Origin of the sequence: Rhodococcus sp. NPDC060084 (assembly GCF_042730335.1) — a bacterium.
GTDB lineage: Bacteria > Actinomycetota > Actinomycetes > Mycobacteriales > Mycobacteriaceae > Rhodococcus.
Genome location: NZ_JBHWWX010000011.1, coordinates 69,586 through 95,133, shown reverse-complemented (window position 1 = coordinate 95,133; position 25,548 = coordinate 69,586). Strand labels below are relative to the sequence as shown.

Below are 25,548 nucleotides of genomic sequence, written 5' to 3'. Positions count from 1 at the left end.
GACGGAAACCCTTTCGCCGTTGTCTCTACCCGGATGTCATCGGGAGTTGCCGTTCGGACCGTAGAGGCGGGCGATGTCGGGGGAGTCGAGCCACCCTGAGTAGGTGGGCGATTGCGGCCAGCCCTCGGGGGAGTCCTGCCATTCCTCCTGGCGGCCCCACGGCAGGATGTCGACCAAGGGGAAGGTGTAGCTGAGCTGTTCGGTGCCGCGGCCGGTGGTGTGCCAGGTGCGGTAAACCGTGTCTCCGTCGCGGAGGAACACATTGACTGCGAAGCCACCCCCGGGCGGTGCGTCGACGTCGGCTCCGAACGAGCTCTCCGAGGACGAGTACCAGTCCATCATGTTGCCGGTCTTCGCCTTGTACGCCAGAGCTTCGTCGATGGGCCCGTTGGTGACGACGACGAAGCGGGCGTCGTAGTTGTCGAGGATGCCCAGCCGGGTCCACTGCGAGGTGAGGCTGGTGCAGCCACCGCACTGCCATTCCTCGCCGTCGGACCACATGTGGTTGTAGACGATCAGTTGTGAGCGGCCGTCGAACACGTCGGCCAGCCGGATCGGACCGTCCGGTCCGATCAGTGTGTAGTCGGGCAGCTCGACCATCGGGAGTCTGCGGCGCTGGGCGGCGATGGCGTCGAGTTCGCGGGTGGCAGCCTTTTCGCGTCTGCGCAGGTCGTCCAGCGCGGCCTGCCAGGTCTGCCGGTCGACGACCGGGGGTAGGGCACTCGAGGTCTGCTGGGTCATGATGCCTCCGAGATCGATGGATCTGGTCTGCAAGTTGTGACCGGGCAGCCAACCGGAAGTCATCGCGCTCGTGTCGGCTCGGCCGATGGATGGAGAACGGACATAGCGAATCCGCTCGCCGCGTCGTTGCGTGATGTAGCGAGTAACTCGTCAGATCTGAGGGCCCTCGGATCGAAGATCGTCGACCTTCTTCATGGCCTCACGCAGTTCGGTGAGCCACTCCTCCGAGTGCTGCCCGGCGAGTCGGACCGCCCATTTCAGAGCGTCGGCGCGAGACCGGGCGACGCCCGCGTCGACGAGCGTGTCCAGTACCTTCCGTTCGGGCTGCCTCAGCCGCGTCATCACCGGGACTGCGAGGTGGGTGAACAGGACGTGGCGTTCACCGACGGTGACTCCCCAGGCGACCTTGCGCCCGTAGCGGGCCTCGGCTTCGTCGGCGATACGCATTCGGTCGGGGCGGGTGCTTTCGCGGAAGCGGGAGATGCGGCCGTCTACGGCGGCGGCCGATGTGTCGTCCGGTGCGGGAAGTTCCCCGACCACGGTGATCTCCTCGCGGTCGACTTCGACGGTGGCGGGACCGGTGAACCAATCGTCGGGCAGTCGTCCGGCGAACCATTCGGTGGCGTCCCCCGCGTCGGGCACATGGGCCTGCTGCCAGCCGCCTGGTCGCCCGAATCCGGGTGAATTCATGTGGTGATGTCGCATGATCGTCCTCCTCGGACGCATCGACGTGCAAATTTGCTGTGATTACAGTATTACGCCGTTGTTGTGACCGGCGCCACTATCGGGCGTCCGAATCCAGGGGGTGTGAGCGCTCCCGAGTTGACATGCGAGGGGTGAACGCCGTTCACTCTTGCAGGGTGAACAATGTTCACCCCGGAGGGAGGGGAACGGAATGCGAAGTGCGGAAAACGAGGCACGCAGACAGCCCGCCTCGAGTGGCACGATGACCGCGCTGCTGAGCCTGGCGGGACTCGTTGCCGCACTACAGACCACGCTGGTCATTCCGTTGTTGCCGGACTTCCCGGAGCTTCTCGATGTCTCCGCGGGGGACGCCACCTGGCTGGTCACCATCACCTTGCTGACCGGAGCTGTGGCCACTCCGATCGTCTCCCGGCTGGCCGACATGTTCGGCAAGCGCCGAATGATGGTGCTGGCGCTGTCGATGATGGTCGTCGGATCGTTGATCGCGGCGCTCGGCGGAACCTTCCTCGCAGTCCTGATCGGCCGTGCCCTACAGGGATTCTCGTCCGCGCTCATCCCGGTGGCGATGGCTGTGCTCCGTGATGTGCTCCCGCGGGAGAAAGTCGCCGGCGCCGTGGCGCTCACAAGTGCCACCATGGGGATCGGCGGCGGGCTGGGCCTGCCCACCGCAGGTGTGCTCTACGACAGCTTCGGCTGGTCGTCGGTTTTCTGGGTCTCCGCGGCCGCCGGATGTCTCCTCCTGCTGGGGATCCTGCTCGTCGTCCCGGCAAGCGCCACCGGCACCCGGGGGCGATTCGACATCGTCGGAGCGCTGCTGCTGTCCGCCGCGCTGACTGCACTGCTCCTCGGAATCTCGAAGGGGCCCGCGTGGGGTTGGTCGAACCCGCAGACCGTCGCGAGCCTGGTCGTTGCCGTCCTCGTCCTCGCCGTCTGGGTGCCGTACGAATTGCGGGTCGCCGCACCGATGGTCGACCTCCGCGTGTCGATGCGCAGGCCGGTGCTGCTGACCAACATTGCCGGGCTGTTCGTCGGGTTCGCCGCATACGCGAACACTCTTTCGACCACCCAGCAGTTGCAACTCCCCGAGATCACCGGCTTCGGGTTCGGGCTCAGTGCGGCAGCGGCCGGGTTGTGCATGGTGCCGGGAGGTGTTGCCATGCTGATCTTCTCGCCGCTGTCGGCACGAGTGACCGCTCGGTTCGGCGGGCGTGCCACCCTCATCACCGCGACGCTCGTCATGACGGCGTCCTACGCGTTCCGTATCGCGTTCGACGACACCGTCGCCCTCATCATCGTCGGTGCCGTCTTCGTCAGCATCGGCAACGCGATGGCCTATGCGACGATGCCCGCGTTGATCATGGCAGCTGTTCCGCTGACAGAGACGGCCGCCGCCAACGGGCTCAACAGTCTCCTCCGCACGATCGGATCGTCGAGTATGAGTGCGGTCGTCGCCGCGCTCCTCACCGGGCTCACTATCGAACTGGCGGGACGCTCGTTCCCCGCGCACGGGGCCATCGTGGCGATGTTCGCGATCGCGGGCGCCGCCACGTTTTTGGCTACGCTGGCTGCCATGTTCCTTCCGAAACAGCGACCCGCGCAGCCTTCCCCGGTGGGCTCGGCGACGACCGCGGTGACGACCACGGCCGGATCGTGATGTCCGCGCATGCCGGAGTTCCTCGGGTCGGGTGCCGACGTGGGTGAACCGAGCACCCGGGAGATCATTCTCGACACCGCCAGAACGTTGTTCGCCGAACGTGGATTCAGCGGAACCACGATCAGAGATGTCGCCGAGGCTGCGGGTGTATCGCCCGCCCTCGTGATGAAACTGACCGGCAGCAAGGCCCAACTGTTCCAGGCCGCCGCGCCCGACGCGCCGGGCCTCGCCGACGTCGAGCGCCCGGACGAGTCGATCGGTCGCCGGATGGTGCGTGCTCTCGTCGAGCGGCGAGACACGGGCGACTACGAATTCTGGGCCATGGCACCATTTCTCGTCCAAGAGGCACCCGACCCGGAGAGTGCGCGCCAGAAGATGGTGACGCGTGTCGTGCCGAGGATCGCGGCAACGATCGGTGAGCAGTCGGAGGGTCTGGTGCGGTCGCGGATCATCGTGACACTCCTGCTCGGACTCGCCGGTGGGCTGCGCACCTTCGAGGTGCTCACAGCGGAGGACGTCGGGAACGAGGAACTCATCGAGACCTACGGCGGACTCATCCAGCAAGTCATAGATTCCGGCCGGTGAGTCGCAGCCGTCACGGTGCGCTCGGAGCCTGGGCGGCCCTGGCGCGGCCCGTGAGGTCGTCGAGCGTCAACCGGTGACGCGGTTCGTGCTCCGCGATCTTCGTTCGTGACACCTCGTGACGAGGTCCGACGTGAAGGAGTTCTCCCGACGCCAGCGACTCCCAGTCCGGGTCCTCGTCCATCCGCTCGGTGGCCACCACAACGGCCGGCCGGCTGGACAGATCGCCCGAGCGAGCACGCACCGTTCCGGCGGCACTCGCGTGCTCGAGATGACGGCTTCCGCTCGGTCCGCCGGAACGCCGCTGCAGGACCATGAGGTCGTGGGTGTCCGGGTAACGGAACGCCCACAACTCCTCGGCGGTCACGAGCACGAAGTTCAGCGACAGTATTCTCAGCCGGTCGGCGACCCATCCGACGGCCGCCGCGATTCCGGCACCGACATCACCGCCCTGCTCGTCGATGTGGCGGGTGATCAGCGCGAAGAATCGCTCCGAATCCGTATCGCCGTGCACGAGAGTGCGGTAGTCGCCGAGTTCGGCTTCCAGCAGCGGAAGGTCTTCGATCACCCCGTTGTGGGCGAACAACCTGCCGTTTTGTTCGAACGGATGGGTGTTCGCGAGGACGGTGCCTCCCGTGGTCGCGTACCGGACGTGGGCGACGAAGGTCCGGGACTCCCGCTCCCTGGCCTCGAGCGCGAATTGACGGTCCTCGTATGCCGCGATCGGTTGCTTCTCGAGCAGTGGGGTGCCGTCGGCGGAGAAGGACCCCAGACCGGTTCCATCGGGCATTCGGCGACTCTGCTCGGCGAGGCTGTCTTCGGCGTCGAGGAGCCAGAATGTGGCGTGCACTCGATGGGGTGCTGCGGACATCCCGAACAATCGGCACATTGCCGTCGTCCTCTCGCTCGAGGCCGGATCATCACCAGTATGACCACGCCCGAGGTCGCTCCGGGCCGGTTCCACACCCGAGACCGGGTTGTGCCCGTGAGTGCGATCCGCCCCGAATGGTCCTCGCGCGGAAGACGAGAGTTCCCGATCGGGGCTACCGTGAGGAAAACGAAAGGGAGCATATGCGGATACGCGACAAGGTATTCGTCGTCACCGGCGGCGGCAACGGAATCGGGCGCGACGTCGTCCTCGAACTTCTCGTGCGCGGCGCACGGGTTGCAGCCGTCGACCTTCGCAGTGAAGCGCTCGACGGTACGCGCGCACTGGCGCCCGCCGCCGGCGACAGGCTGACAACCCACACCGCGGACGTATCGGATCGCACCGCCGTCGAGGCGCTCGTCGGCGAGGTCGTCGCTGCTCACGGGCAGGTGGACGGCATCGCGAACGTCGCCGGGATCATCCAGCACTTCGTGCCGTTCGCCGAACTGTCGTACGACGAGATGTCGAAGGTGATGGATGTCAACTACTGGGGCGTCGTGCACATGTGCAAGGCGTTCCTTCCCGAGCTCACGAAGCGTCCGGAGGCCAGCCTGCTCAACGTCTCCAGCATGGGCGGCCTCGCACCGGTGCCGGGTCAGTCCGTGTACGGCGCCAGCAAGGCCGCAGTAAAGCTTCTGACCGAAGGGCTGTTCGCGGAGCTTCGCACCACGAACGTCGCCGTGACGCTCGTCTTCCCCGGCGCGATCCGCACCGGCATCGCCGAGAATTCGGGGGCGTCCATTCCGGGCCGCGACACCGATGCGGGCGCTGCGAAGATCACCTCGTCCGCCGAGGCGGCGCTGCGCATCGCCAACGCGATCGAAAAGGGCACGTTCCGTATGTGTATCGGCAAGGACGCCACGATGATCGACCTGCTCTCGCGGCTCATGCCGCGCCGCACGATCGACATGGTGGCGAAGAAAATGGGGTCGCTCGTCGATCGCTGAGCCCACGGCGACCCGTGGCGCCGAGCCCACGGCGGCCGGCGGGGCCCCGTGCTTACGAGTTCTTCTCCTCGGAGTTCTCCGTCTCGGTGGCCGGACCCGCAGGCGTAGCTCCGCCTTCGGTGGTCCACTCGGTCGACTCGCCTTCGGTGGAGCGGGCGGGGTCGGAGACGACGTCGGGCGCCGCATCCTCGCTCCCGTGTTCGGTCGACGTGGTTTCGGGGTCTTTGTGGTCGGCCACTGACATGCTCCTCCGTTGCGACGTTCCGGTCGGAATACCCATATCGGTGGCGCTCAACCGCCGGTGTGGAAGACCTCCCTGCGGGGTACCGGGAAACACAGGCCGACGACCGAGGGAGGCAACCGTGTCCGACGAGGCCCAGAACCGGATGCAACACCCCGGAGAGCAACACCCTGTTCCCCCGTTGGAGCAGCAACCCGAGATCACCTACCCCGGCGCGACCGACGAACTCGTCACTGCTCCGGACCACGGCGAACTGACGTATCGGGGCTCCGGAAAACTTCTCGACCGGCGTGCACTGATCACCGGTGGTGATTCCGGTATCGGGCGCGCCGTGGCGCTCGCCTTCGCGCGGGAAGGAGCAGACGTCGTCCTCTGCCATCTCCCGGAAGAAGGCGAGGACGGCAGACGGACCGCCGAACTCGTCGAAGCGGCGGGACGGAGCGCCGTGCTCGTGCCCGGAGACATCCGGGAAGAAGACTTCTGCCGACACCTCGTCGCCACGACCGTCTCGGAGTTCGGTGGTATCGACATCCTGGTCAACAACGCTGCCTACCAGCACCTGGTTCCCGGTGGGATCGCCGACATGACCACGGACGGGTTCGATCGCGTCATGAAGACGAATCTCTATGCCCTGTTCTGGTTGTCGAAATTCGCAGTGGCCCGGATGGAACCGGGATCGGCGATCGTCAACACCACCTCGATCCAGGCGGTGAACCCCTCACCTGGTCTCCTCGATTACGCCACCACGAAGGCCGGCATCGTCGACTTCACCAAAGGGCTTGCCGCAGACGTCGCGAGTAAGGGTATTCGCGTCAATGCTGGTGCACCCGGCCCTATCTGGACGCCGTTGATTCCTGCGACCATGCCGAAGGATGCGTACGAGAATTTCGGTAAGGATGTGCCGCTCGGCCGTCCCGGACAGCCGGCGGAACTCGCTCCCGCGTACGTGTTCCTCGCCTCGCAGGACTCGAGTTACATCACCGGGGAGACCATCGCGGTCACCGGCGGGGTGCCCTTCACCTGACGAGCAGGTACCCCGGGGTGCCCGGGGTACCTGCTGCCTATCCGGTGATGCTCGGAGTGTCGGTCGACGCGGGCCGGGAATCGTCGGCGTGCATCTCGCCGACCTCGGACTTCAGGATCCGAAGTGATCTGCCCAGCCCTCGCGCAGCTTCGGGGAGCTTCTTCGACCCGAACAGAACGAGCAGGACCACCGCGACGACCGCCCAATGTGCCGGGCTCATCGCGCCCATCAGCCCGCCATCCCGTCCGTCGGGTACACCGCGTCGACCTCGACCTCGACGAGCCAGCCCGGAACGGGAAGGCTGCCGACCTCCAGCGCGAACCGCGTGGGCCGTGCGGCATTGCGTTCGAGCGGTGCGGCCGGCTCTGCGGTTCCCAGGGGCACCAGTTCGGTGTCCCCGGTGTCGAGATTCGTGTTCGCGAAGAACTGACGATAGGCGCGGTTCCAGCCGGCGTAGTCCGCTCTGTCGGTGCCGGGCGCGTTGTCGAGGAACACCCGCATGGTGGTGACATCGGCAAGAGTCAGTCCCTGCGCTTCGAGGTTCGCGCGAATGTTCTTGAGGACGTTGATCCCTTGGGCTTCGGTTACGGTGACACCGTCGGGCAGCTCACCGTCGGCGAACTGTGAGTCGATGTACGACTCCGGGGTGCCCTGAGGTGCTGCCGTATTCGCCGCAGTCGGCCCCAGACCGCTGGATTTGTATACCCTCGCACCGGAACTGATCGTCACGCCCTGCGCGATCATCGGGTTCGCCTCGCCGGGCTCGAGAACCGCCTGCGCCACGGCAGTCGTCTCGCTGGGTGGCGCGCCGGGGTCGTCGTCGGACGAGCAGGAAGTCAGGATGGCGGTGGTGGTGGCCAGGCTCGCGGCCAACGCCGCGGCGCGGAGGGTGGTGCGCTTCATGAGTGCTCCTGGAGATCGAAGGTGGTCAGGCTGCGGCGACGCGCTGGTGCAGCGCCGTGACGACATCGCGGGCAGAGGTGAAGGCGCCGTGCTGCCAGGCGATTGCGTTGGAGAGGTGGTCCCCTGCGAAGTAGATGCGGTCAACGGGTTCGAGCAACAGTTCGTACTCGGGGGTGGCGGCACCCCCGTGCGAGTCACCGGCGCCCTTCCAGTTCGTCCAGGCGCCTTCCGAGTACTTCATGCGACGCCAGCTACCCGAGAAGGACGAGGCGATGTCCCGGCCGTATTTCTCGCCGTGGATCGACATGCCCTCTGCCACGGCTTTGTCCAGACGCTGCTTGTGAGTGAGGGATTCGAACGCGAGGTGCCGCCGTCCGCTGGTGTAGTACCCGACGACGACTCCTCGGTCCGAGCCGTAGTGGTCGTACGGGAACATGATCTGGGTGATGTCCTTGTCCGTGTTCGAAGCGCCGCCGTAGATGCGGTCTTCCGTTTCCCACCAGCGCCGGGTGTATTCGATGCCGAGCTTGCCGGCCGAGGCGGGAACGGCGGCGGACAGCGCTTTGAGTACTTCCGCGGGCAAGTTGTTGTCGAAACGGCCGACCAGATTCGGCGGAACGGTGCAGATGCAGTAGTCGGCGGTGATCGACTTCCGTGCGCCGTCCTGCGTGTAGGTCACGGCGACGCCGTCGGGAACGTTCTTCATCGAGGTCACTTCGGCACCGAAGTGGATCCGGTCGGTACCGATCTTGTCCCGCAAGGCGTAGTAGATCCGGTCCATACCGCCGACGGGGGTCATCATCGTCGTCGCCTGGTCGTAGCCGAACTCGAAGCTGAAGTTGCGGCCGAGGCCGGACCGGATGACGTCGCTCATCGGGAACGGTTCGGTCTCGGTGCCGAAGTTCAGGCCGGCACCGGGTTCGCCCGAGTAGCCGCGTCGGGTGGAGCCGAGGTAACGGCCGTCGCTGGACAGGTCACCGAAGTCGCTGAGGAACTCCGACAACGCCTCCTTGTCGTCGGGGGAGAGGACGTCGTCGAGCGCACCCCTCGACGCGGCTTTGTGGAGGAGTTCGGACATGTAGCCGTAGGTGTCCGCCTTCGCGGCGCGGTACTGGACCGACTGTCCCGAGATAGCGGTGTCACTACTGTAATGGACGAGCGTGTTCGCATTCTGATTGCCGAACGGCTGGACCTCGACGCCGAGTTCGTGGCAGTAATCGAGGGTGATGTGGCTCTGCGGGATGCGGGTGGCCCCGAGGTTGTAGTAATGGCCGCCGGCGAAGGTGCAGGTCTGAGTGTCTCCGCCGATCTCGGTTTCCGTGGTGCCGCCGCGCACCGAGTAGACGCGTCCGCCCGGCCGGGTGCGAGCCTCGAGTACCGTGACGTCGTAGCCGCCCTTACGGAGTTCGTACGCAGCGCACAGACCTGCGGGACCGCCGCCGAGCACGACGACCGACTGCTTTCCCGGGGCCTTGCCGATGAGGTCGCCCATCGCGGGAGGCTGGAACCTGTTCGGTGGGGTGGCTGCCGCGGGGGCGAGACCTATGGTCGACATCGCCCCGTAGGCGAGTCCGACGCCTCCGGTCATGCCGAGGCCCCGCATGAATGATCTTCTGGTGACACTCACTTCATGGCTCCCATCGCGCTCACGACGTCTGCTCCAGGCCGCGGACGTCCTGTGCCCGCGCCGTCGTTCGGAGCAATCGTGGAGGCGGTGTGCTTCCCGCCGGATACGGCGAAGAAACGGTTCGGCAGCGGCGAGTGAGAAACGTCGCGAGCAATCCCTCTCACTCGGAAGACCTCATACGACTTGCCGAAGAAACCGTGGGGTAACACGATGCGCGTACGGTCTGCGCGGCCGGCACGAGCACGCCGGCGGGTGGGGAGGCATCATGACCGAAACGTCTGCGCTGGCCGATGCGATCGCACGGTCGTTCGCGCACCGGGAACCGGAACGCCCGGCAGTGTCGCCACTGCGAGCTTTGGGGCGCAGGCAACTGTCGGGATGGGAGGTGCTCGCTCAATCGGTCGCGACGACCGCCCCGGCGGCATCGATGGTCCTGCTGCCCGCCGCGATGCTCACCCACCACGCGCTGATGTCCGGTCTGATCGCCGTGGTGGCTGCAACTGTGCTGGTCACTCTGATTGCTTGTTGCACAGCGCTGTTCACCCGCCGCATGGTTGCTTCGGGCGGGCTGTACGCGTTCGTCGCAAAAGGTCTGGGCCCACGTGCGGCTCTGACGACGGGCATCGCGATGGCGGTGAAGTATCTCGGGAGCGGTGCGCTGACGCTGTACCACGGAGGGCACGCGGTGATCGCGATCGCCGCACAGTGCGGCATCGGCATCCGGGGGCCGGCGACCGCCGTGGTGTATCTCCTGATCGCCGCGGCGATCCTTGCGGCGTTGTTGCGTGGTGTCCGGTTCGCGGCGCTGGCGATCCTTGTGATCGAATCCTGTTCCTTGATTTTCATCGTCGGCCTGATGGTGATGCCCGGTGCGGAATCGGTGCCGGTGCAGCCTTTTCCGGGAGCCGGGACCGGTCTTCTGCTTCCTGTAGTTCTGTCCGCGCTCTTCGCCCTCGCAGGATTCGAGAGCGCGACGTTCGTCGCGCCCGAGGCGCGCCGTCCGATGATCACCGTAACCCGCACCGTGATCGCCACACCGGCACTGTGTGGAGCGCTGTTCGTATTCGCCGGTTGGGCCGCGTGGAGCGGCCACGCCGACACCCTCGTGGGGGCTTATCTGTACGGCACCTCGACAGGAGTCAGTCCGGTGGTGGTGGCCTTGCTGCACCTCGGGATGGCCTGCTCGTGGCTCGCGTCGGCGATGGCGTCCTCCAACGCCGCGTCCAGGCTGCTGTATTCGATGGGGGTCGAAGGCGTTCTGCCGGCTGGGCTGGGCTCGGTACACCGGAGACTCCGCACACCCTGGGTTGCGCTCGTCTCCGCGGTGTCCTGTCTCGCGATCGGTGCGACGGTCCTCGCGGTCCGGGGTGAGGTGCCCGACTGGGCCGGTGTCACGCTGCGCGTCGTTCTTCTGGTCGCGTACGTCCTGGTCGCGGTCGCGGCGGTGGTGTTCCTCGCTCGTATCCAGGAGTCGACGCCGGCAATCACCTGGACATGTCGCGTCGCTGCGACTCTCGGTGGGGTGGTCACCGGGTGCATCGTGATCGGCCACGCGCTGGACGGCCGGTTCGGCGCTCTGACGGCGTTGCTCGTCGTGCTCGCGGTTCCGGTCCTGTGGTACCGGCACCTGCGACGAACGCGACCGGCGACCCTCGCCGACATCGGCGTGTTCGACAGCCCCGAATCGAAGGATGTGCTTCCCGGGGCCGGCGCCTTCGCCGAGACCGGCCGCGGCCGCGTCGCCCTCGTCGGATCCGATCATCCGAACGCGGTACGGCGGTGAGCGTCCGGGCCGGGCAGGGTGGGCACGAACCCCGGGCCGTTCAGCGTGCGCTCGCCCTCCTCGAAGCCGTTGCAACCCTGGGTGCCGGCGCATCGGCTCGTGACGTCGCGGCGCTGACAGCGATCCCGCCCGCGACTGCCTACCGTCTGCTCAATCTCCTCGTGGCAGACGGTTACCTTGTTCGGGTCGAAGACCTGTCGGGTTTCGCGCTCGGGCGGCGTACCCGCGAACTCGCTGCCGCCGCACCGGCGCCCCATGTGGACATCGATCCGGGTCCTGTCCTCGAGGAGTTGCGGGCACAGCTCCGGTACGGCGTCTACCTGGTGTCCTACACGGGTGGCCGGGTCCGCCTCGTCGACCGAGACCCCGACCACGAACTGTCCGGCGAGTCGACCTGGACGACGCACCTGCACGCGTCGGCGATCGGAAAACTGCTGCTCGTTCAGCGGCCCGAACTGATCGGGCCCGGCCCGCTCCGCCGGATCACCGAATGCACCAAGACCGAACCAGCCGAACTGAGGGCGGAACTGGAACGTGTACGTGACGAAGATGCCGCGTCCGAGGTCGACGAGAGCCGCATCGGCCGGTCAGCGCTCGCGGTCCCGGTGCGCACTAACGACCATCGGCTCACCGGAGCGCTGACCGCCATCGGGCGCACCGGACGGCTCAGCGTGAACGATCCGGAGATCCGGGATCTCTTGCGCTCCTACGCTTCTGTCCTACGCGGGTCGACTTCGGTCTCGTAACCGAGGTTTCCGTCCGATCCGGCACACGAACCGTGCGGGCGTACCGAGCGGAAATGCTTGTCAGAACGACGGATTCACGGACCAGCGGGCGGGGTGGGAAAAGGGCAATCGCCGCACACGCCTCCGTTGGCGGTGCGGTAGAACAGGCAGCAGCTACGACGCCTTCCTGTCGCTCGGTCGATGCTGCCGGTCAACCGGGGGTCGTCCAGCAGCGCGTCGAGGTGCGGCAGTGCCGCCTCGCCGATCATTCGTCCTGCACCGATCAGAGCCGAGGCCGCGTTACCCCACATCAGCCCGGGTGCCACCACATCGCGCCACGCCTCGATGATCGGCTCGAGTTGCCGGTCGAGCACCTCGACGGCAACGGAGTCACCGAACCGCGGCTCGGCCACGTGCAACAGGAGGGTGCCACCGTCGGACCGCCACAGCAGCTGGTCCGGGTCGAGGCCGATACAACGCCCGGAGAGAGTGACGGACCCGATCGCGATCGACCACACGCGTGCGGCGTAAGCGAAGAACACCGTCGAAGCGGCCACCCGCATCTCGTCGGTGCTCATCTGCTCGGCCGTAGCGGTCACGAGGTGGTCACGGGTCGTGCGCTCACGCAGTGCGATGGTGGGTTGCCATCGGCCGCCGGGCACTTCTCCGGTCCCGACCGCGAAGAAGGGACTCAGTGCCGCGATCCGTTCGAGCACCCCGGTCGCGCCCGATGTCGCATTCTCCTGGGCCAAGGCACTCCTGCTCTCGTTCGTCTTCTCCATCCGCCCGGCTCGCTCGTGCCGTCGTGCGACGTCGGCAACGTAGCACGGCGCGAGCACGCCGAATCGCCCGCTTCGGCGGGCCGACTATCGTGGGTCTCACGACAACCGATCGAAAGGACCGGCATGGGTGTGAGTTTGGCCAAGGGCGGAAATGTCTCGTTGTCGAAGGAGGCTCCGAACCTCACTGCGGTGACGGTCGGTCTCGGCTGGGACGTCCGGGCTACGACCGGCGCCGATTTCGACCTCGACGCCAGCGCTCTCGTCACGGGTGCGAACGGCAAGGTGCTCTCGGACCAACACTTCGTCTTCTACAACAACCTGCGTTCGCCCGACGGATCGGTCGAGCACACGGGCGACAACCTGACCGGCGAGGGAGAGGGTGACGACGAGTCGATCAACGTCGACCTCGTCGCAGTGCCCGCCGAGGTGCAGTCCATCGTCTTCCCGGTATCGATTCACGACGCCGACGCGCGCGGGCAGTCGTTCGGTCAGGTGCGCAACGCGTTCATCCGGGTGGTCGACCGCTCCGACGATCGCGAACTCGCGCGCTACGACCTGAGCGAGGACGCGTCGTCGGAGACCGCGATGGTCTTCGGTGAACTGTACCGGCGCGGCACCGAATGGAAGTTCCGCGCGATCGGCCAGGGCTACGCGTCCGGCCTCGCGGGAATCGCCCGCGACTACGGTGTCAGCATCGGCTGATCCGAAGGCGCGCGCCGCGTGCTCGTGACCTGGCCCGCGGCGCCGCCGCCCGATCTGCCGCGATCACCTCGTACAGGCGGACTCCCGGTGCGACACTGGTGTGATGTGTAGATGGATGGCCTACTCCGGCGATCCGATTCTCGCCGAGGATTTGTTGTTCAAGCCGGAGCATTCGCTGATCGATCAGAGCCTGCACTCGCATCTCGGCGCCACAACCACCAACGGTGACGGTTTCGGTGTCGGCTGGTACGGCCTGGGCGAAACGCCCGCGGTGTTCAAGGGCATCGATCCGGCGTGGAACGACGAGAATCTTCGTGAAGTCGCGTCGCAGGTGAGCACCCACCTGCTGTTCGCCCATATCCGGGCGTCGACCGGGAGCGCCGTCCAGCGGAGCAACAGCCACCCCTTCCGGCACGAGAACTGGCTGTGGATGCACAACGGATGCATCGAAGGATTCGAGCGGATGAAACGGGATCTGGTGTTCGCCATCGAACCGGATCTCTACCCGTACATCGAAGGGTCCACCGACTCGGAAGTGCTCTTCTTTCTGGCCTTGACGTTCGGCCTCCGGGAAGACCCCCTCGGCGCGGTGGGGCGGGCAGTGGGCCTGGTCGAGCACCTCGCCCGGCAATACGGCATCGACGCTCCGGTGCAGATGAGCGCCGCCACCACGGACGGCGTCACGGTGTGGGCGTTCCGCTACTCGAGCGAAGGAAAAACACGTTCGCTGTTCTACTCCACCGAGATCTCGCGATTGCGCTCGCTGCATCCGGAGGTCGAGGCACTCCAGCGTTTCGGTATGACGGCGAGATTGGTTGTGTCCGAACCTATACGGGACTTGCCGGGTGCATGGAACGAAATGCCCGAAGGTTCCGCGGCGATCGTCCGCGAAGGCCGCGACGACATCGTTCCGTTCGTTCCACTGGGTGCGACGTAGACAGCGCGGGGCGACATCGTGTCCGCGTCGGCAACCCGTGACACCGGGGTCGGAGGCGGCGCGTGAGCGGCCCGCTACCGACCGGAGGCCGGTCCACCCGCAGGTTGTTGTGGTCGGCCGGTGTGCGGCCGTTGCTGACAGCCGTTGTGCTGCTGACCGTCTACTTCCTCGCACCGCTCGACGGTATCGGGGACCTGGGGGCGGTGTTCCTCCTGGTCGTGGGGGTTCTCGCGGTGGGTACGGTGGCGGTCTGGCAGGTCAAGAAGGTACTGGCGTCGCACTACCCGGCGGTGCAGGCCGTCGAAGCGGCCGCTGCCACTGTTGCGTTGTACCTGGTCGGTTACGCCGCGTTCTACTACCTGCTGTCCGCTGCGAACGCGCAGGGATTCAGTGAGGTGCTCTCGCGGGTCGACGCACTCTATTTCTGTCTCACCGTGTTCGCCACGGTCGGATTCGGCGACATCGTGGCCACCACCGATTCGACGAGAGCGGTCGTATCCCTCCAGATCGTCGCCAATCTGGTGTTCCTTGCCGTCGGGATCCGCGTGCTGACCGGCGTGGTGCAGTGGCGTCGGCAGCAGCGTCAGAACCCTCCCGGCACTTCCCCGGGTGGGTAGGACCGCCACCCGAAAGGAATGGAAATCGTGGCCGAACCCGACATTCCGACGCACACCCAGGTGTCTCTCGATCCCCGAGCACGGAGAGCCAAGGGGAAGCACGCACGACGCTCGACGCCCCTCGACTCGCTCGCCGAATGCGGCGCCGATCCCGGCCGTTCCCCGATCGATCTGCTCTTGGCGCAAGCCGAGACCAGGGTGCCCCAGTTGGTCCCCATCCGGCACGGTCGCATGGCGTCGTCGCCGTTCGCGTTCTACCGCGGTGCCGCGCTCGTCATGGCGGACGATCTGTCGCGGACCCCGTCGAGCGGGCTGATCACCCAACTCTGCGGCGACGCGCACCTGTCCAATTTCGGCATCTTCGCCACGCCCGAACGGAAATTGGCGTTCGACGTCAACGACTTCGACGAGACCTACCCCGGGCCGTTCGAATGGGATGTCAAACGACTCGCGGCCAGTCTCGCGATCGCAGCGAAGGACAACGACTTCACCCGGAGGCAGCGGCGGCGCATCACCACTGCCTGCGCGTCCGAGTATCGGGAAACGATGCTCGAGCAGGCCGAGCGGGGGAACCTCGCGGTCTGGTACTCGCGGATCCAGCCGACCACGGAACTGGTCGAACTCCGCGACGAACTCGATTCGTCCATGAAAAAACGTGTTCGGAAGTTGCTCGAGAAGTCGGTACACAGCGACAGCGTGCACGCGGCCGGAAAACTGACCTCCGTCGTGGACGGGCGCCGCACGATCACCAGCCGGCCACCTCTGATCGTGCCGATCGAAGAAGTGTTCGCCGATGCCGATGCCACGCAGCTCTACGACGAACTGCATCGGCGACTGCGCGAATACGCCTCCACACTCCAATCCGATCGCCGCACCCTGCTCGCGCAGTTCGAATTCGTCCAGGCCGCGCGGAAAGTCGTCGGTGTCGGCAGCGTGGGCACCCGGGCATGGATCGTCCTGATGCGGGGGAGGGACGACGATCCGCTGGTGCTGCAGGCCAAGGAAGCGCAGCGGTCCGTACTTGCCGGGTACGTCGACGGGCCGCAGTACGAGAACGAAGGTGAGCGGGTGGTGCACGGCCAACGGCTCATGCAGGCCGCGAGTGACATCTTTCTCGGATGGCAGCAGGGTCCCGGAGTCGACGGTGTCCGGCGTGACTTCTACGTCCGGCAGTTGCGCGACGGCAAGGGGTCCGCGGTGGTGGAGGCGATGACGCCGAGGGGTATGGAGCTGTACGGGCGGCTGTGCGCCCGCGTCCTCGCGTACGGCCACGCGCGCGGGGGAGACCGCATCGCGATCGCGTCCTATCTGGGATCGGGCAACGAATTCGACGAAGCGATTGCGGGGTTCGCGAAGACCTATGCGGAGAGGAACGTCCGCGATCACCAGGAGCTGGTCGCCGCGATCGACTCGGGTCGAATCGCCGCGCGCACCGGTATGTGAGCGCGACGGCTCAGCGCACCAGGAGCCAGTTCTTGTCGTGCCGGTAGAAGGTGGAGCGTTTGAGCGGGCGGGGATTCGCGACCCCGTCGCGGGTGACGGTCGCGGCGGGCGAACCCAGTTGCATCGCCCGTCCCGTCAGCCACTTGTAACCGCCGAACCAGCGCGGCCGGTCGATTGCGGCGCGCAGTCCCGGCATCGCCGGTGTGGGCTCGACCCGGATACCGGGCACCGTGCCGGAGAACAGGCGGGTGTCGTCGACGTAGGCCTCCCCGACGAGACCGGACTCGTCGCCACACACGAGCGCCCGGCCGACGAGCGCGATGCCGGCGTCGTCCCGGATCAGCGGAATCGGCTTCGCCTCACCGCGCAATGCGATGGTGGCCGCTTTCGAGCCGCTGCGCAGGCCGTATGCCTCGGTGGCCGGAGTGCGCGACTCGGGTACGTACGCGAGTTCGATGTCGTCGAGCCGATCGAGGCGCATCAGCCGGGTCAATGTCGCGGCGAATGCGGCATCGTCTCCGACGACGATCAGCCGGGGGTTGTCCACCGAGTCCGCTTGGGCGAGGACATCCTCGAAATCGTCCTTCTCCGGAAGCGCGGGAGCGGACAGCGTCGTCTCCGGGGTGAGAGTCAGCGGCAGGGGTACCTCGCCACATCTGAACACTACCGGGGTCAACAGAACTCCTCGCGAATGTCGGGTTCGTACGGTTGCAGGCTTCGGTTCACTCTAATCGGAAGGCGCCGGGCGGGGGTGGGACGCGCGGCGGTGCCGCGAGTCCTCCTGCAGCTGCCACCCGGATCGTGCCGATACCGGTGCCGGAGCCGGAGGCCGTGGCAGGGTGGACTACACTGTGGTCCCGGCTGCTGTCCGGTTCCAGGGCAGGACCCTGCAGGCGAGACCGCCCGCACGTAACACCTGTCTGAGGAGAGCGCGACATGCCGGCAATCGTCCTGATCGGAGCCCAATGGGGCGACGAGGGCAAGGGCAAAGCTACGGACCTGTTCGGCGGACGTCTGCAGTGGGTCGTGCGCTACCAGGGCGGAAACAACGCCGGGCACACCGTGGTGCTGCCCAACGGCGACAAGTTCGCTCTGCACCTGATCCCCTCGGGCATCCTGACCCCGGGCGTCACCAACGTCATCGGCAACGGTGTCGTCGTGGATCCGGGCGTGCTGCTCACCGAACTCGCCGGCCTCGAAGAGCGCGACGTCGATACGTCCCGCCTGCTGCTCTCGGCCGACGCGCACCTGATCATGCCGTACCACGTGGCGATCGACAAAGTCACCGAGCGCTTCCTCGGCAAGAGCAAGATCGGCACCACCGGGCGCGGAATCGGCCCCTGCTACCAGGACAAATTGGCCCGCGTCGGGGTGCGCGTCGCCGATGTTCTCGACGAGAAGATCTTCACTCAGAAGGTCGAGGCGGCGCTCGAGTTCAAGAACCAGGTGCTCGTCAAGATCTACAACCGCAAGGCGCTCGATCCCGAGCAGGTCGTCGAAGAAGTCCTCACCCAGGCCGAGGGATTCAAGCACCGCATCACCGACACCCGCCTCGAGCTCAACAAGGCACTCGACCGCGGTGAGACGGTTCTGCTCGAGGGCTCGCAGGGCACGTTGCTCGACGTGGACCACGGCACCTATCCGTACGTGACGTCGTCCAACCCCACCGCGGGTGGCGCGGCAGTCGGATCGGGCATCGGACCGACGAAGATCACGACGGTGCTGGGCATCCTCAAGGCGTACACCACGCGTGTCGGTTCGGGCCCGTTCCCGACCGAACTGTTCGACCACCACGGTGAGTACCTGGCGAAGAAGGGCGGCGAGGTGGGGGTGACCACCGGTCGCGCGCGCCGCACCGGGTGGTTCGACGCCGTGATCGCCCGTTACGCCACCCGCGTGAACGGCATCACCGACTACTTCCTCACCAAGCTCGACGTGCTGTCCGGGCTCGACACCGTGCCGATCTGCGTCGGCTACGACGTCGACGGGGTCCGTGTCGACGAGATGCCGATGACGCAGACCGACGTCCACCACGCCAAGCCGATCTACGAAGAGATGCCCGGTTGGTGGGAGGACATCTCCCACGCCCGCACCTTCGAAGAGCTTCCGAAGAACGCTCAGGATTACGTGCTGCGTCTCGAAGAGCTTTCCGGAGCGTTCATCTCGTGCATCGGTGTCGGTCCCGGCCGCGACGAGACGATCGTGCGCCGCGACGTCATTCGCTGACACAGGCCGCGCCGCACTGAAACCGGTTGCGCGGCTGAGCCTCGACGGTCCCTCGGCGGACGTGCGGCTCGCAAGCGTCGGTGTGCAGCGGCCACCATGTGGTGCGGAACAGGATCAGGTCGTCGGTGGCGCGACGATGCGCACCGACCGCGGCGGGCTGGCAACCGTGAAGTCATACCGTCGCGCAGCGGCCACGAACGGGTCGGGACTCGGATCGGTCGGCCAGTCGGCCTCTCCCGCGTTCCCGAACAGGCTGACCGCGTTGGGGTTCGGCCCGGTGGTGAACCGGGTTTGATACTGCAGCCCGGCGAAGGTGGTGGCGGCGAACTTCGCCGCCCACTCCTGAGGCACCGCGTATGGGGTCATGGTGACAAGTTCCGTGGTTGAACCGAAGTCCGCCGCCGTGTCCGCGCAGGTGTCGGCGAGCCGATGGTTGTGTGGCACGGTCAGGGTGGAGAGCTGGCGTTCGGCGGCGAATTCGTCGCTGATGATCCCGGTTGCCGCCAGCGCCTGGCCGACGGTCTCCCGGATCGCGGTGAGCTCGTCGTACGCGAGGTAGCAGGTACCGCGTGGCGGGGTCAGATCGAAGCGGCCGCCGCCGTCGGAGGAGAACCACCAAGGGCCGTTCCCGGCGCGGTGCCCGCGGTGCAGCGACTGCCCCACGGTGAGTTCGCAGGCGGGGAAGTTGCGCAGCGGCCGGGTCGGCGGCCCCAGAGCGACAGTGTCACGACTGCTCACGCGGCCCACCGCTGCGCGTCGGCGCGGGCCAGCTCCAGTGCCGCGTCCAGGGGATGACCGTCGACGATCCAGTCGGCTGCAGTGCGGTCATCGAGCTCGGGCTGGGGGCTGCGAAGCCAGACTGCGCAGGTCCACGGGTCGGCAGCGTCGCGCAGGGTCCTCCACAGAGTGAGCAGGTGTGGGTGCACCGTTCCTGTGTCGGTGAACTGCCAGGTGGGGTAGACCCACCCGCCGCCGTCGAGTTGGCAGGCGATCACACTGCCCGTGGCTACAGCCTTGTTGACGGCTTGGCGGCTCACACCCCACCACTGTGTCAGCCCCGCGGTGTCGTAAAACGGGCCGATGAGCTGGTCGTAGACGTGGGGAAGTGCTGCAGTCATCGCGCGAGCGATCGACTTGACGTCTGCAAAGGCAGCGGGGGAGACGTGGGCTTCGCGTGCGCGGTCGAAAGTGTCCTGGACGCGGCGGGTGAGCTCGTCCATGAGCTCACGTTGTTGCTCGGCGAGGGTAACCATGCGAAAGCCTCCTGGTCGTCAACCGTGTCAACCCCAGCGTCATCTTCTGCGTCAACCGTGTCAACGAACGGAAGATGGGTGTTCTCATTCCACCCCAGTCGCTGAGGTTCGTCTCCTGCGGGCCTGCCTCACCGACCGGCCTGACTCGATCGGTCCACTTTCGGCGATACTGGACCGGTGATCACGCGTGCGATAGGGGCCGGTTCGCTTGTCCGGGATCTGGGCAACTGGCAGGACGCCGGGGACCGCAGGCCGGCATACCGTGCGCTGGCCGACGGCATCCGCCTCCTCGTGCACGACGGTCGGGTACCGCTCGGGGTTGCGCTGCCCAGCGAACGCGAACTCGCGTCGGCCCTGTCGCTGAGCCGCACCACTGTCACCGCCGCGTACACCGCGCTGCGCGATGCGGGGTACCTCCGCAGTCGGCAGGGAGCGCGCAGCACGGTGGCGATGCCTGCCGAACGAACCACGGTCCCGGCGTCGGTGCCGGTGCTCGGTGAGGCGATCGACCTCCGCAACGCGTCGCTCGCGGCCCCGGCGGCCGCCATCGAAGCGGCGTACAGCGCGGCACTGGGGTCGATGTCCTCGTATCTGGGCTCCCACGGCATGGAACCCGTGGGCGTCATGGCGCTGCGCGACGTGATCGCCCGCCGGTACCGGGATCGTGGGCTGCCCACCACGCCCGATCAGATCATGGTGACTTCCGGTGCGCAGCACGCGATGCGATTGCTGCTCGGCGTCCTCACCGATCCCGGCGACCGGGTGATCGTCGACCACCCCACCTATCCGAATGCCCTTGAAGCGATCCGTCGTCACGGCACCCGTCCGGTGCCGGTCCCGGTGCGACCGGAAGACGGACCCGCCGGCGGCTGGGATCTCGACGGACTTGCCGGTGCCGCCCGCCAGACCGGCGCGCGCACCGCGTTCCTGGTGCCGGACTTCCACAATCCGACCGGGCTGTGTCTCGACGCGGACGGGCGAGCAGAACTGACCCGCATCATGCGTGACGCGCGGGTGACGCTCGTCGTGGACGAGACGATGGTGGACTTGTGGCTGGACGCCTCGCCACCGCCGCCCGTCGCCGCGACCTCGTTCGGAGGGCAGGTCGTCACCGTCGGGTCGACCGGCAAGTCGTTGTGGGGCGGGCTGCGAGTGGGGTGGATCCGTGCCGACCGGGACCTGATCGTGCGTCTCACCGGAGCGCGTATGGCAGTGGACCTCGGCACGCCGGTCATGGAACAACTTGCCGCCGCGCACCTGCTGTCGGACGTCGAGGATCTGCTCGATGCCCGCCGACGCGTGTTGCGGGAGCGCCGCGCCGCACTCGTCGCCGCGCTCGCGGACCGGTTACCGGCGTGGAGATACACCCTCGGGCAGGGCGGCATGTCGTTGTGGGCGAGGATGCCCGAACCGGTCTCGACGGCTCTCGCCGCGACAGGACCGAGCCACGGGGTGCTCCTCGCCGCCGGTCCCAGATTCGGAGTGCAGGGTGCGTTCGAACGATTCGTGCGGCTGCCCTACACCCAGGAGCCTGACACCCTGCGGCGTGGAATCGCCTCGGTCGCCGCGGCCTACAGCGCCGTCACCGCGGGATCGCCCATAGACGAGACCAGGATCGTCGTCTGAGAGACCACGAAAGCCGCTGCCCCGCCGGAAGATCCGTCGGGGCAGCGGTCGAGCTCTGAAAGAGTCAGACCCAGAGCGTGTCGATATCGGTCGCCTCGCCGGCCGGCGCTGCGGGCTCACCCGACGGCGTACGCGAGAAGCGCGGGGCGGGCGCGTGCTGGACGACACCGTCGACCTCGATCAGCGATCCCCGTGCGGCGAGATGCGCGTTCTGCGGCGCCTCCGCGAAAGTGAGGACCGGCGTCACGCACGCATCGGTACCGAGGAACACCTCGGACCACTCGTCGCGGGTCCTGCTGAGGAACTTCTCCGCGAGCACCTTCTTCATCTCCGGCCACGAGGACTTGTCGAGCTGATGCGGCAGATCGGCCGGATCGAGTTCGAGACCCTTCAGCAGGAGCGCGTAGAACTGCGGTTCGATCGCACCGACGGCCATGTACTTGCCGTCCGAGGTCTCGTACACCTCGTAGAAGTGTGCACCGGTGTCGAGCATGTTCACACCGCGCTCGTCGGACCACAGGCCGTTGCCGCGGAACGACCACATCATGTGCGACAGGGCGAGGGCACCGTCGACCATCGCCGTGTCGACGACCTGGCCGCGACCGGATGTCTGACGTTCGACCAGCGCCGCGAGAATGCCGAAAACGAGGAACATCGAACCGCCGCCGAAGTCGCCGACCATGTTGAGCGGCGGGACGGGCCGCTCGCCCTCGCGGCCGATCGCGTGGAGCACACCGGTCAGCGAGATGTAGTTGATGTCGTGGCCGGCGGCGTTGGCGAGAGGACCGTCCTGTCCCCAGCCGGTCATGCGGCCGTACACGATCCGGGGATTGCGCTCGAGCACCACGTCCGGTCCGAGGCCGAGACGTTCGGTGACGCCCGGACGGAAGCCCTCGATCAGCACGTCGGCGCGCTCGAGCAGTGCAAGCACCTTCTCGATGTCCGCCGGGTCCTTGAGGTTCGCCTCGACGACGCGACGGTTGCGCTGGATCGGGTCGCGGTGGCCCGCGGGCGGGATCTCGCCGGGACGCTGCACGATGACGACGTCCGCGCCGAGGTCGGCGAGCAGGGTTGCCGCATGCGGTCCGGGGCCGAGTCCCTTGAACTCCACGACGCGGATACCCGCGAGCGGGCCCTTCTTCTCAACAGCTTCAGCGGACACTCGTCGAACCTCACTCCGATGCGTAGGAACTCTCCGACCGGGACAGTACCTTAGCGATCGCTCGGGAATATGAGCGTGGTCACGGTGCTGCGGCTCACGCTTGGTACAGGTCGGCCTCGGTCAGTCCGGTCGCCTCGAATGCGTCCGCGAGACTGTTGTGCCGCACCACCATCACGACTTTGTCGTCGACCACCCGGAAGGCGATCGCCTCGTCGAGCGGCGCGCCCGTGGCTTCCGCACCCCACGTCGACCGTTCTTCGACGACCACGATGCCCTCGTGGACGAACATCCGTCCGGGCTCGAGAGTGACGCCGGAGTTCGTTGCCCATTCGCGCAGTTCGTCGAGGCCCTGATCGGCGTCGTCGTCGTCGGTGGGAAGGACGATGTCGTCGCTCGACAACTCGAGGAGCGTGTCGATGTCGTTGCTGTTGACGGCCTCGTGCCAGGCCAGAACGGTAGCGATCTCGGAGGTGCTCATGATCGAAGCCTAGCGTTCCGGCCCGGAGGTCGGCATCGTTCCCAGGCCCGACCCGGGAGGCGAATCCGCCGAATCGGCCGCCCGGACGGGAGGTGCCGGGCACAGTGGAAGACATGTTGATCACAGGACAACTTGTGAGCTTCGTACCGAGCACGGACCTCGACGTCTCGGAGATGTTCTACGTCGACACCCTGAAATTCAGGAAGCTCGGTCGCGATGCGTTCGTGCTGGTGATCGATGGGGGCGGCGGAGCGCCCGTGCGGATCACGCTCGTGCAGTCGCGGGAGGAGACGGGCTACACCGCGCTGGGCTGGCGGGTACCCGACCTCGATGCCACCGTCGACCGACTCCGAGACAAGGGCGTCGACTTCACGCGCTACAACGGGATGGATCAAGACGAGCACGATGCGTGGACCGCGCCGGACGGCGCACGGGTCGCCTGGTTCCGTGATCCGCACGGAAACGTGCTCTCGCTCATGCAGTCCTGACCGGCGCGCGCCCGGTCCGCTCGGCGCCCGGGGCTCACCCGGCGAGGAAAGCACCCCGTACGAATCCGGCGAGCAGCACCGTGAATCCGCCGATCTCGCCGACGATCAGGGCGACCATCGCCGCTTCCGTACCGTGCACCGGATCGGCGAACTGGGCGCGATGTCGACGTACGGGTGCGCAAGGTGGTTCTCCGGCTTCGCCATCCCTGCTGCGAAGCAGCGGTTCATCCGGAAGTGCGATCCAACGGCGGGTTCTCTGCTGGATCGGTGGATGTTCGATCGGAGTTTGCGGAGCTGTCCTTGGCGATGATGGCGTACGCGATGAAGGCGAGAACCACGGGGACGGTGCCCGCGAGGAGGAAGAGGAGCCTGACGATTCCGTGGTCGATGAACAGCCCTGTCACCACTGTGGAGATGGGCATGAGAGAGATGCTGCCGAACCAATCGACACTGGTCACTCTTCCCCGCAGGTCGTCGGGCACGCCTTGTTGCATCAGGGTTTGCCAGAGGACGTTTCCGTAGGCGTTGAAGAGGCCGACGAGGACCATCGCGACCGCCGCCACTGCGACTGTCGGGTGGAAGGCGATGGCGATGAGGGGAAGGGACCCGAGGCTCCACGCGGCGAAGAGGGTTCCGAATCGGTTGTCGGGGCGGATCGCGAACGACGAGACCAGTGACCCTACGGCGCTGGCGATTCCGTAGCCGACCATGATGAGGGCGTATGCCCCTGCTGATCCCTCACCGAATACGACGGGTAGTGCGACGGATCGTGGGCCTGCCTGCAGAAGGAGCGCTAGTGCGGACCACAGCACTGCCGTCCATATCCATTTTGTCTGGGCCACGTACTGGAAGCCGTCGCCGATGTCCTGAAACACCGATGCCCAGCCGGCCGACCGGTCGGGTGCGGGCGGTTCGTAGGCCGGCACGATTTGTCGAGAGAACGCCGCCGTGACCAGGAACAAGACGCCCACGACTGCGAGAGCAGGGGCGGGGCCGGCCAGAGCGATTGTCGCGCCTCCGATCGCTGGTCCGAAGGCTTTCAGCAGCAGGGACTCCACTAAGGCTTGGAGGCTGTTGCCGACGTGGAGGTGCTCCTTTTCGACGATTTCTGGCAGGAGGGATTCGTTTGCCGGCCCGTATACGCCGTCGCAGGCGCCGACGATCGCCGCTGTTGCGGCCAAGGCGTACCACGGGATGGTGGCGGCCTCTGCCCATAGGCAGATGGCCAGGAGCACAGTCCCGGGGATGAAGGCTGACCAGGCGAGAATCGTCCGTTTGGGGTGCCTGTCGAGAAGGGCGCCGCCGAAGAGCAGGCTCGCCAGAGTGCCGATGAGTCCGCAGCCGACGACGATGCCGACGGTAGCCGGGCCGTATCCGAGGTGGAGTGTAAACAGGGGTAACGCGATGACCCACACGCCCGCTGCGAGCAGCGAGGATGAGAGTGCTAGCCAGAGGTATCGGAAGTCTCGATTACGGAGCGGGCTGGTCATGCCTTCCGGAGTGCCCTTTCCTTCGTGTCCACGCCTGAGCTGGTCGGGAGGTGCGCTCCGGCCGCCACCTTCTTGCGAACTGCGACCTTGACCGGCTGGCCGTCGGGGCCATCGGTCATGAGGACTGCTGGAGTCTCGGGCCGCTCCACAGGATGGGGTGTGCCCGCCACTGGAGTCCGTCGATGCCGACGATCGGCTCGACGTCAGGATGCGGGTTTCGCTTCTTCGCGTTGATCTTCCGGAGCTTGATCCTGCGGGACTGCCTGTCGTCGAAGGAGACGTCCATCGTCATGGAGTACTCCTCCGAGTTCGCGCTGATCGCGTTGTACTGCTGCTTCGCGAGCAACCGGTACCACCGCTCGGATGCAGCCTCGCTGTTCGGCTGGAAGACCGCAACTTCTAGGGGGGCTGCGTCGATCGGGACGTTGATTGCTCGGAATCGGGGTGCCACGAGGTCTTGTCGATTTGGTCTTCCGCAGGAAGG

Annotated in this window: 28 protein-coding genes; 13 read left to right on the top strand and 15 right to left on the bottom strand. The window is 66.6% G+C overall.

The features are described 5' to 3' along the window. Positions 1–36: 36 nt before the first annotated feature. Both ACFWBU_RS09060 and ACFWBU_RS09055 read right to left on the bottom strand, forming a co-directional pair. Entirely contained in the window at positions 37–741 is a 705-nt protein-coding gene (locus ACFWBU_RS09060) for a DUF899 domain-containing protein (protein ID WP_378528073.1), read from the bottom strand. A 150-nt stretch (positions 742–891) separates the two neighbouring features. Beyond that, on the bottom strand, positions 892–1,446 hold the full coding sequence (locus tag ACFWBU_RS09055; RefSeq protein ID WP_378528072.1) for a hypothetical protein: 555 nt from the start codon (positions 1,444–1,446) through the stop codon (positions 892–894). Between the two features lie 241 nt (positions 1,447–1,687). On the opposite strand from ACFWBU_RS09055, the gene ACFWBU_RS09050 reads away from it, so the two are divergent. Then, on the top strand, positions 1,688–3,100 hold the full coding sequence (locus ACFWBU_RS09050; protein WP_378528071.1) for an MFS transporter: 1,413 nt from the start codon (positions 1,688–1,690) through the stop codon (positions 3,098–3,100). A 9-nt stretch (positions 3,101–3,109) separates the two neighbouring features. Then, a complete protein-coding gene (locus ACFWBU_RS09045; protein ID WP_378528070.1) occupies positions 3,110–3,685 on the top strand; it encodes a TetR family transcriptional regulator in 576 nt (191 codons plus the stop codon). Between the two features lie 10 nt (positions 3,686–3,695). Here the strand turns inward: ACFWBU_RS09045 and ACFWBU_RS09040 are convergent, their stop codons facing one another. After that, a complete protein-coding gene (locus ACFWBU_RS09040) occupies positions 3,696–4,571 on the bottom strand; it encodes a class II glutamine amidotransferase (protein WP_378528069.1) in 876 nt (291 codons plus the stop codon). 182 nt (positions 4,572–4,753) lie between these two features. Between ACFWBU_RS09040 and ACFWBU_RS09035 the strand changes: the two genes are divergently transcribed. Next, positions 4,754–5,557: an SDR family NAD(P)-dependent oxidoreductase gene (locus tag ACFWBU_RS09035; RefSeq protein WP_378528068.1), complete on the top strand. Its 804-nt coding sequence runs from the start codon at positions 4,754–4,756 to the stop codon at positions 5,555–5,557. 52 nt (positions 5,558–5,609) lie between these two features. Here ACFWBU_RS09035 and ACFWBU_RS09030 read toward each other — a convergent pair whose 3' ends face one another. Then, positions 5,610–5,801: a hypothetical protein gene (locus ACFWBU_RS09030; protein ID WP_169619109.1), complete on the bottom strand. Its 192-nt coding sequence runs from the start codon at positions 5,799–5,801 to the stop codon at positions 5,610–5,612. 142 nt (positions 5,802–5,943) lie between these two features. On the opposite strand from ACFWBU_RS09030, the gene ACFWBU_RS09025 reads away from it, so the two are divergent. Then, positions 5,944–6,822 (top strand): SDR family oxidoreductase, encoded by an 879-nt coding sequence (locus ACFWBU_RS09025; protein ID WP_378528093.1) that lies wholly within the window; start codon positions 5,944–5,946, stop codon positions 6,820–6,822. A 37-nt stretch (positions 6,823–6,859) separates the two neighbouring features. On the opposite strand, the gene tatA is transcribed toward ACFWBU_RS09025, so the two are convergent. From tatA to ACFWBU_RS09010, 3 genes are read right to left on the bottom strand one after another with little or no spacing between them, the layout of a single operon-like run. Continuing rightward, positions 6,860–7,042 carry a Sec-independent protein translocase subunit TatA gene (gene tatA, locus ACFWBU_RS09020; RefSeq protein ID WP_240951848.1) on the bottom strand — a complete coding sequence of 61 codons (183 nt, stop codon included), beginning with the start codon at positions 7,040–7,042 and terminating at the stop codon, positions 6,860–6,862. An 8-nt stretch (positions 7,043–7,050) separates the two neighbouring features. Beyond that, positions 7,051–7,725: a Rid family hydrolase gene (locus ACFWBU_RS09015; RefSeq protein WP_169619113.1), complete on the bottom strand. Its 675-nt coding sequence runs from the start codon at positions 7,723–7,725 to the stop codon at positions 7,051–7,053. Positions 7,726–7,750: 25 nt separating this feature from the next. Next, positions 7,751–9,328, bottom strand: coding sequence for an FAD-dependent oxidoreductase (locus ACFWBU_RS09010; protein ID WP_378528092.1), 1,578 nt, complete (start codon positions 9,326–9,328; stop codon positions 7,751–7,753). A 289-nt stretch (positions 9,329–9,617) separates the two neighbouring features. On the opposite strand from ACFWBU_RS09010, the gene ACFWBU_RS09005 reads away from it, so the two are divergent. Further along, positions 9,618–11,135 carry an APC family permease gene (locus tag ACFWBU_RS09005; protein ID WP_378528067.1) on the top strand — a complete coding sequence of 506 codons (1,518 nt, stop codon included), beginning with the start codon at positions 9,618–9,620 and terminating at the stop codon, positions 11,133–11,135. After that, positions 11,132–11,881 carry an IclR family transcriptional regulator gene (locus tag ACFWBU_RS09000; protein WP_169619117.1) on the top strand — a complete coding sequence of 250 codons (750 nt, stop codon included), beginning with the start codon at positions 11,132–11,134 and terminating at the stop codon, positions 11,879–11,881. The genes ACFWBU_RS09005 and ACFWBU_RS09000 overlap by 4 nt, the downstream gene beginning before the upstream one ends. Before the next feature lie 74 nt (positions 11,882–11,955). Here ACFWBU_RS09000 and ACFWBU_RS08995 read toward each other — a convergent pair whose 3' ends face one another. Continuing rightward, a complete protein-coding gene (locus ACFWBU_RS08995; RefSeq protein ID WP_240951850.1) occupies positions 11,956–12,612 on the bottom strand; it encodes a (2Fe-2S)-binding protein in 657 nt (218 codons plus the stop codon). Positions 12,613–12,765: 153 nt separating this feature from the next. Here ACFWBU_RS08995 and ACFWBU_RS08990 point away from each other — a divergent pair, with 153 nt between their 5' ends. The 4 genes from ACFWBU_RS08990 (at position 12,766) to ACFWBU_RS08975 (ending at position 16,341) form a co-directional block, all read left to right on the top strand. After that, on the top strand, positions 12,766–13,344 hold the full coding sequence (locus ACFWBU_RS08990) for a TerD family protein (RefSeq protein WP_169619121.1): 579 nt from the start codon (positions 12,766–12,768) through the stop codon (positions 13,342–13,344). A 103-nt stretch (positions 13,345–13,447) separates the two neighbouring features. Further along, positions 13,448–14,281, top strand: a complete 834-nt coding sequence (locus ACFWBU_RS08985; protein ID WP_240951851.1) for a class II glutamine amidotransferase — start codon at positions 13,448–13,450, stop codon at positions 14,279–14,281. A gap of 62 nt (positions 14,282–14,343) precedes the next feature. Beyond that, complete coding sequence (locus tag ACFWBU_RS08980; RefSeq protein ID WP_296550608.1) at positions 14,344–14,898, top strand: potassium channel family protein; 555 nt, start codon at positions 14,344–14,346, stop codon at positions 14,896–14,898. A gap of 27 nt (positions 14,899–14,925) precedes the next feature. After that, complete coding sequence (locus ACFWBU_RS08975; RefSeq protein ID WP_378528066.1) at positions 14,926–16,341, top strand: DUF2252 domain-containing protein; 1,416 nt, start codon at positions 14,926–14,928, stop codon at positions 16,339–16,341. A 10-nt stretch (positions 16,342–16,351) separates the two neighbouring features. Here the strand turns inward: ACFWBU_RS08975 and ACFWBU_RS08970 are convergent, their stop codons facing one another. Continuing rightward, entirely contained in the window at positions 16,352–17,017 is a 666-nt protein-coding gene (locus tag ACFWBU_RS08970; protein WP_206036418.1) for a hypothetical protein, read from the bottom strand. Positions 17,018–17,277: 260 nt separating this feature from the next. Here ACFWBU_RS08970 and ACFWBU_RS08965 point away from each other — a divergent pair, with 260 nt between their 5' ends. Beyond that, positions 17,278–18,567, top strand: a complete 1,290-nt coding sequence (locus tag ACFWBU_RS08965; RefSeq protein ID WP_169619125.1) for an adenylosuccinate synthase — start codon at positions 17,278–17,280, stop codon at positions 18,565–18,567. A 114-nt stretch (positions 18,568–18,681) separates the two neighbouring features. Here ACFWBU_RS08965 and ACFWBU_RS08960 read toward each other — a convergent pair whose 3' ends face one another. Further along, positions 18,682–19,305: an RES domain-containing protein gene (locus ACFWBU_RS08960; protein WP_378528065.1), complete on the bottom strand. Its 624-nt coding sequence runs from the start codon at positions 19,303–19,305 to the stop codon at positions 18,682–18,684. Further along, the gene (locus ACFWBU_RS08955; protein WP_169619129.1) at positions 19,302–19,820 is read right to left on the bottom strand and encodes a hypothetical protein; all 519 of its coding nucleotides are present in this window, start codon (positions 19,818–19,820) and stop codon (positions 19,302–19,304) included. The genes ACFWBU_RS08960 and ACFWBU_RS08955 overlap by 4 nt, the downstream gene beginning before the upstream one ends. A 177-nt stretch (positions 19,821–19,997) precedes the next feature. On the opposite strand from ACFWBU_RS08955, the gene ACFWBU_RS08950 reads away from it, so the two are divergent. Continuing rightward, positions 19,998–21,446: a PLP-dependent aminotransferase family protein gene (locus ACFWBU_RS08950; protein ID WP_378528064.1), complete on the top strand. Its 1,449-nt coding sequence runs from the start codon at positions 19,998–20,000 to the stop codon at positions 21,444–21,446. 64 nt (positions 21,447–21,510) lie between these two features. Here the strand turns inward: ACFWBU_RS08950 and ACFWBU_RS08945 are convergent, their stop codons facing one another. Both ACFWBU_RS08945 and ACFWBU_RS08940 read right to left on the bottom strand, forming a co-directional pair. Continuing rightward, positions 21,511–22,608: a CaiB/BaiF CoA transferase family protein gene (locus ACFWBU_RS08945; protein WP_378528063.1), complete on the bottom strand. Its 1,098-nt coding sequence runs from the start codon at positions 22,606–22,608 to the stop codon at positions 21,511–21,513. A 94-nt stretch (positions 22,609–22,702) separates the two neighbouring features. Further along, a complete protein-coding gene (locus tag ACFWBU_RS08940; protein WP_169619134.1) occupies positions 22,703–23,086 on the bottom strand; it encodes a nuclear transport factor 2 family protein in 384 nt (127 codons plus the stop codon). A 113-nt stretch (positions 23,087–23,199) separates the two neighbouring features. Here ACFWBU_RS08940 and ACFWBU_RS08935 point away from each other — a divergent pair, with 113 nt between their 5' ends. After that, positions 23,200–23,574: a VOC family protein gene (locus ACFWBU_RS08935; protein WP_378528062.1), complete on the top strand. Its 375-nt coding sequence runs from the start codon at positions 23,200–23,202 to the stop codon at positions 23,572–23,574. Positions 23,575–23,798: 224 nt separating this feature from the next. Here the strand turns inward: ACFWBU_RS08935 and ACFWBU_RS08930 are convergent, their stop codons facing one another. Further along, entirely contained in the window at positions 23,799–25,271 is a 1,473-nt protein-coding gene (locus ACFWBU_RS08930; RefSeq protein ID WP_378528091.1) for an MFS transporter, read from the bottom strand. Continuing rightward, on the bottom strand, positions 25,180–25,515 hold the full coding sequence (locus tag ACFWBU_RS08925) for a hypothetical protein (protein ID WP_378528061.1): 336 nt from the start codon (positions 25,513–25,515) through the stop codon (positions 25,180–25,182). Before ACFWBU_RS08925 ends, ACFWBU_RS08930 begins: the two co-directional genes overlap by 92 nt. Positions 25,516–25,548 lie beyond the last annotated feature (33 nt).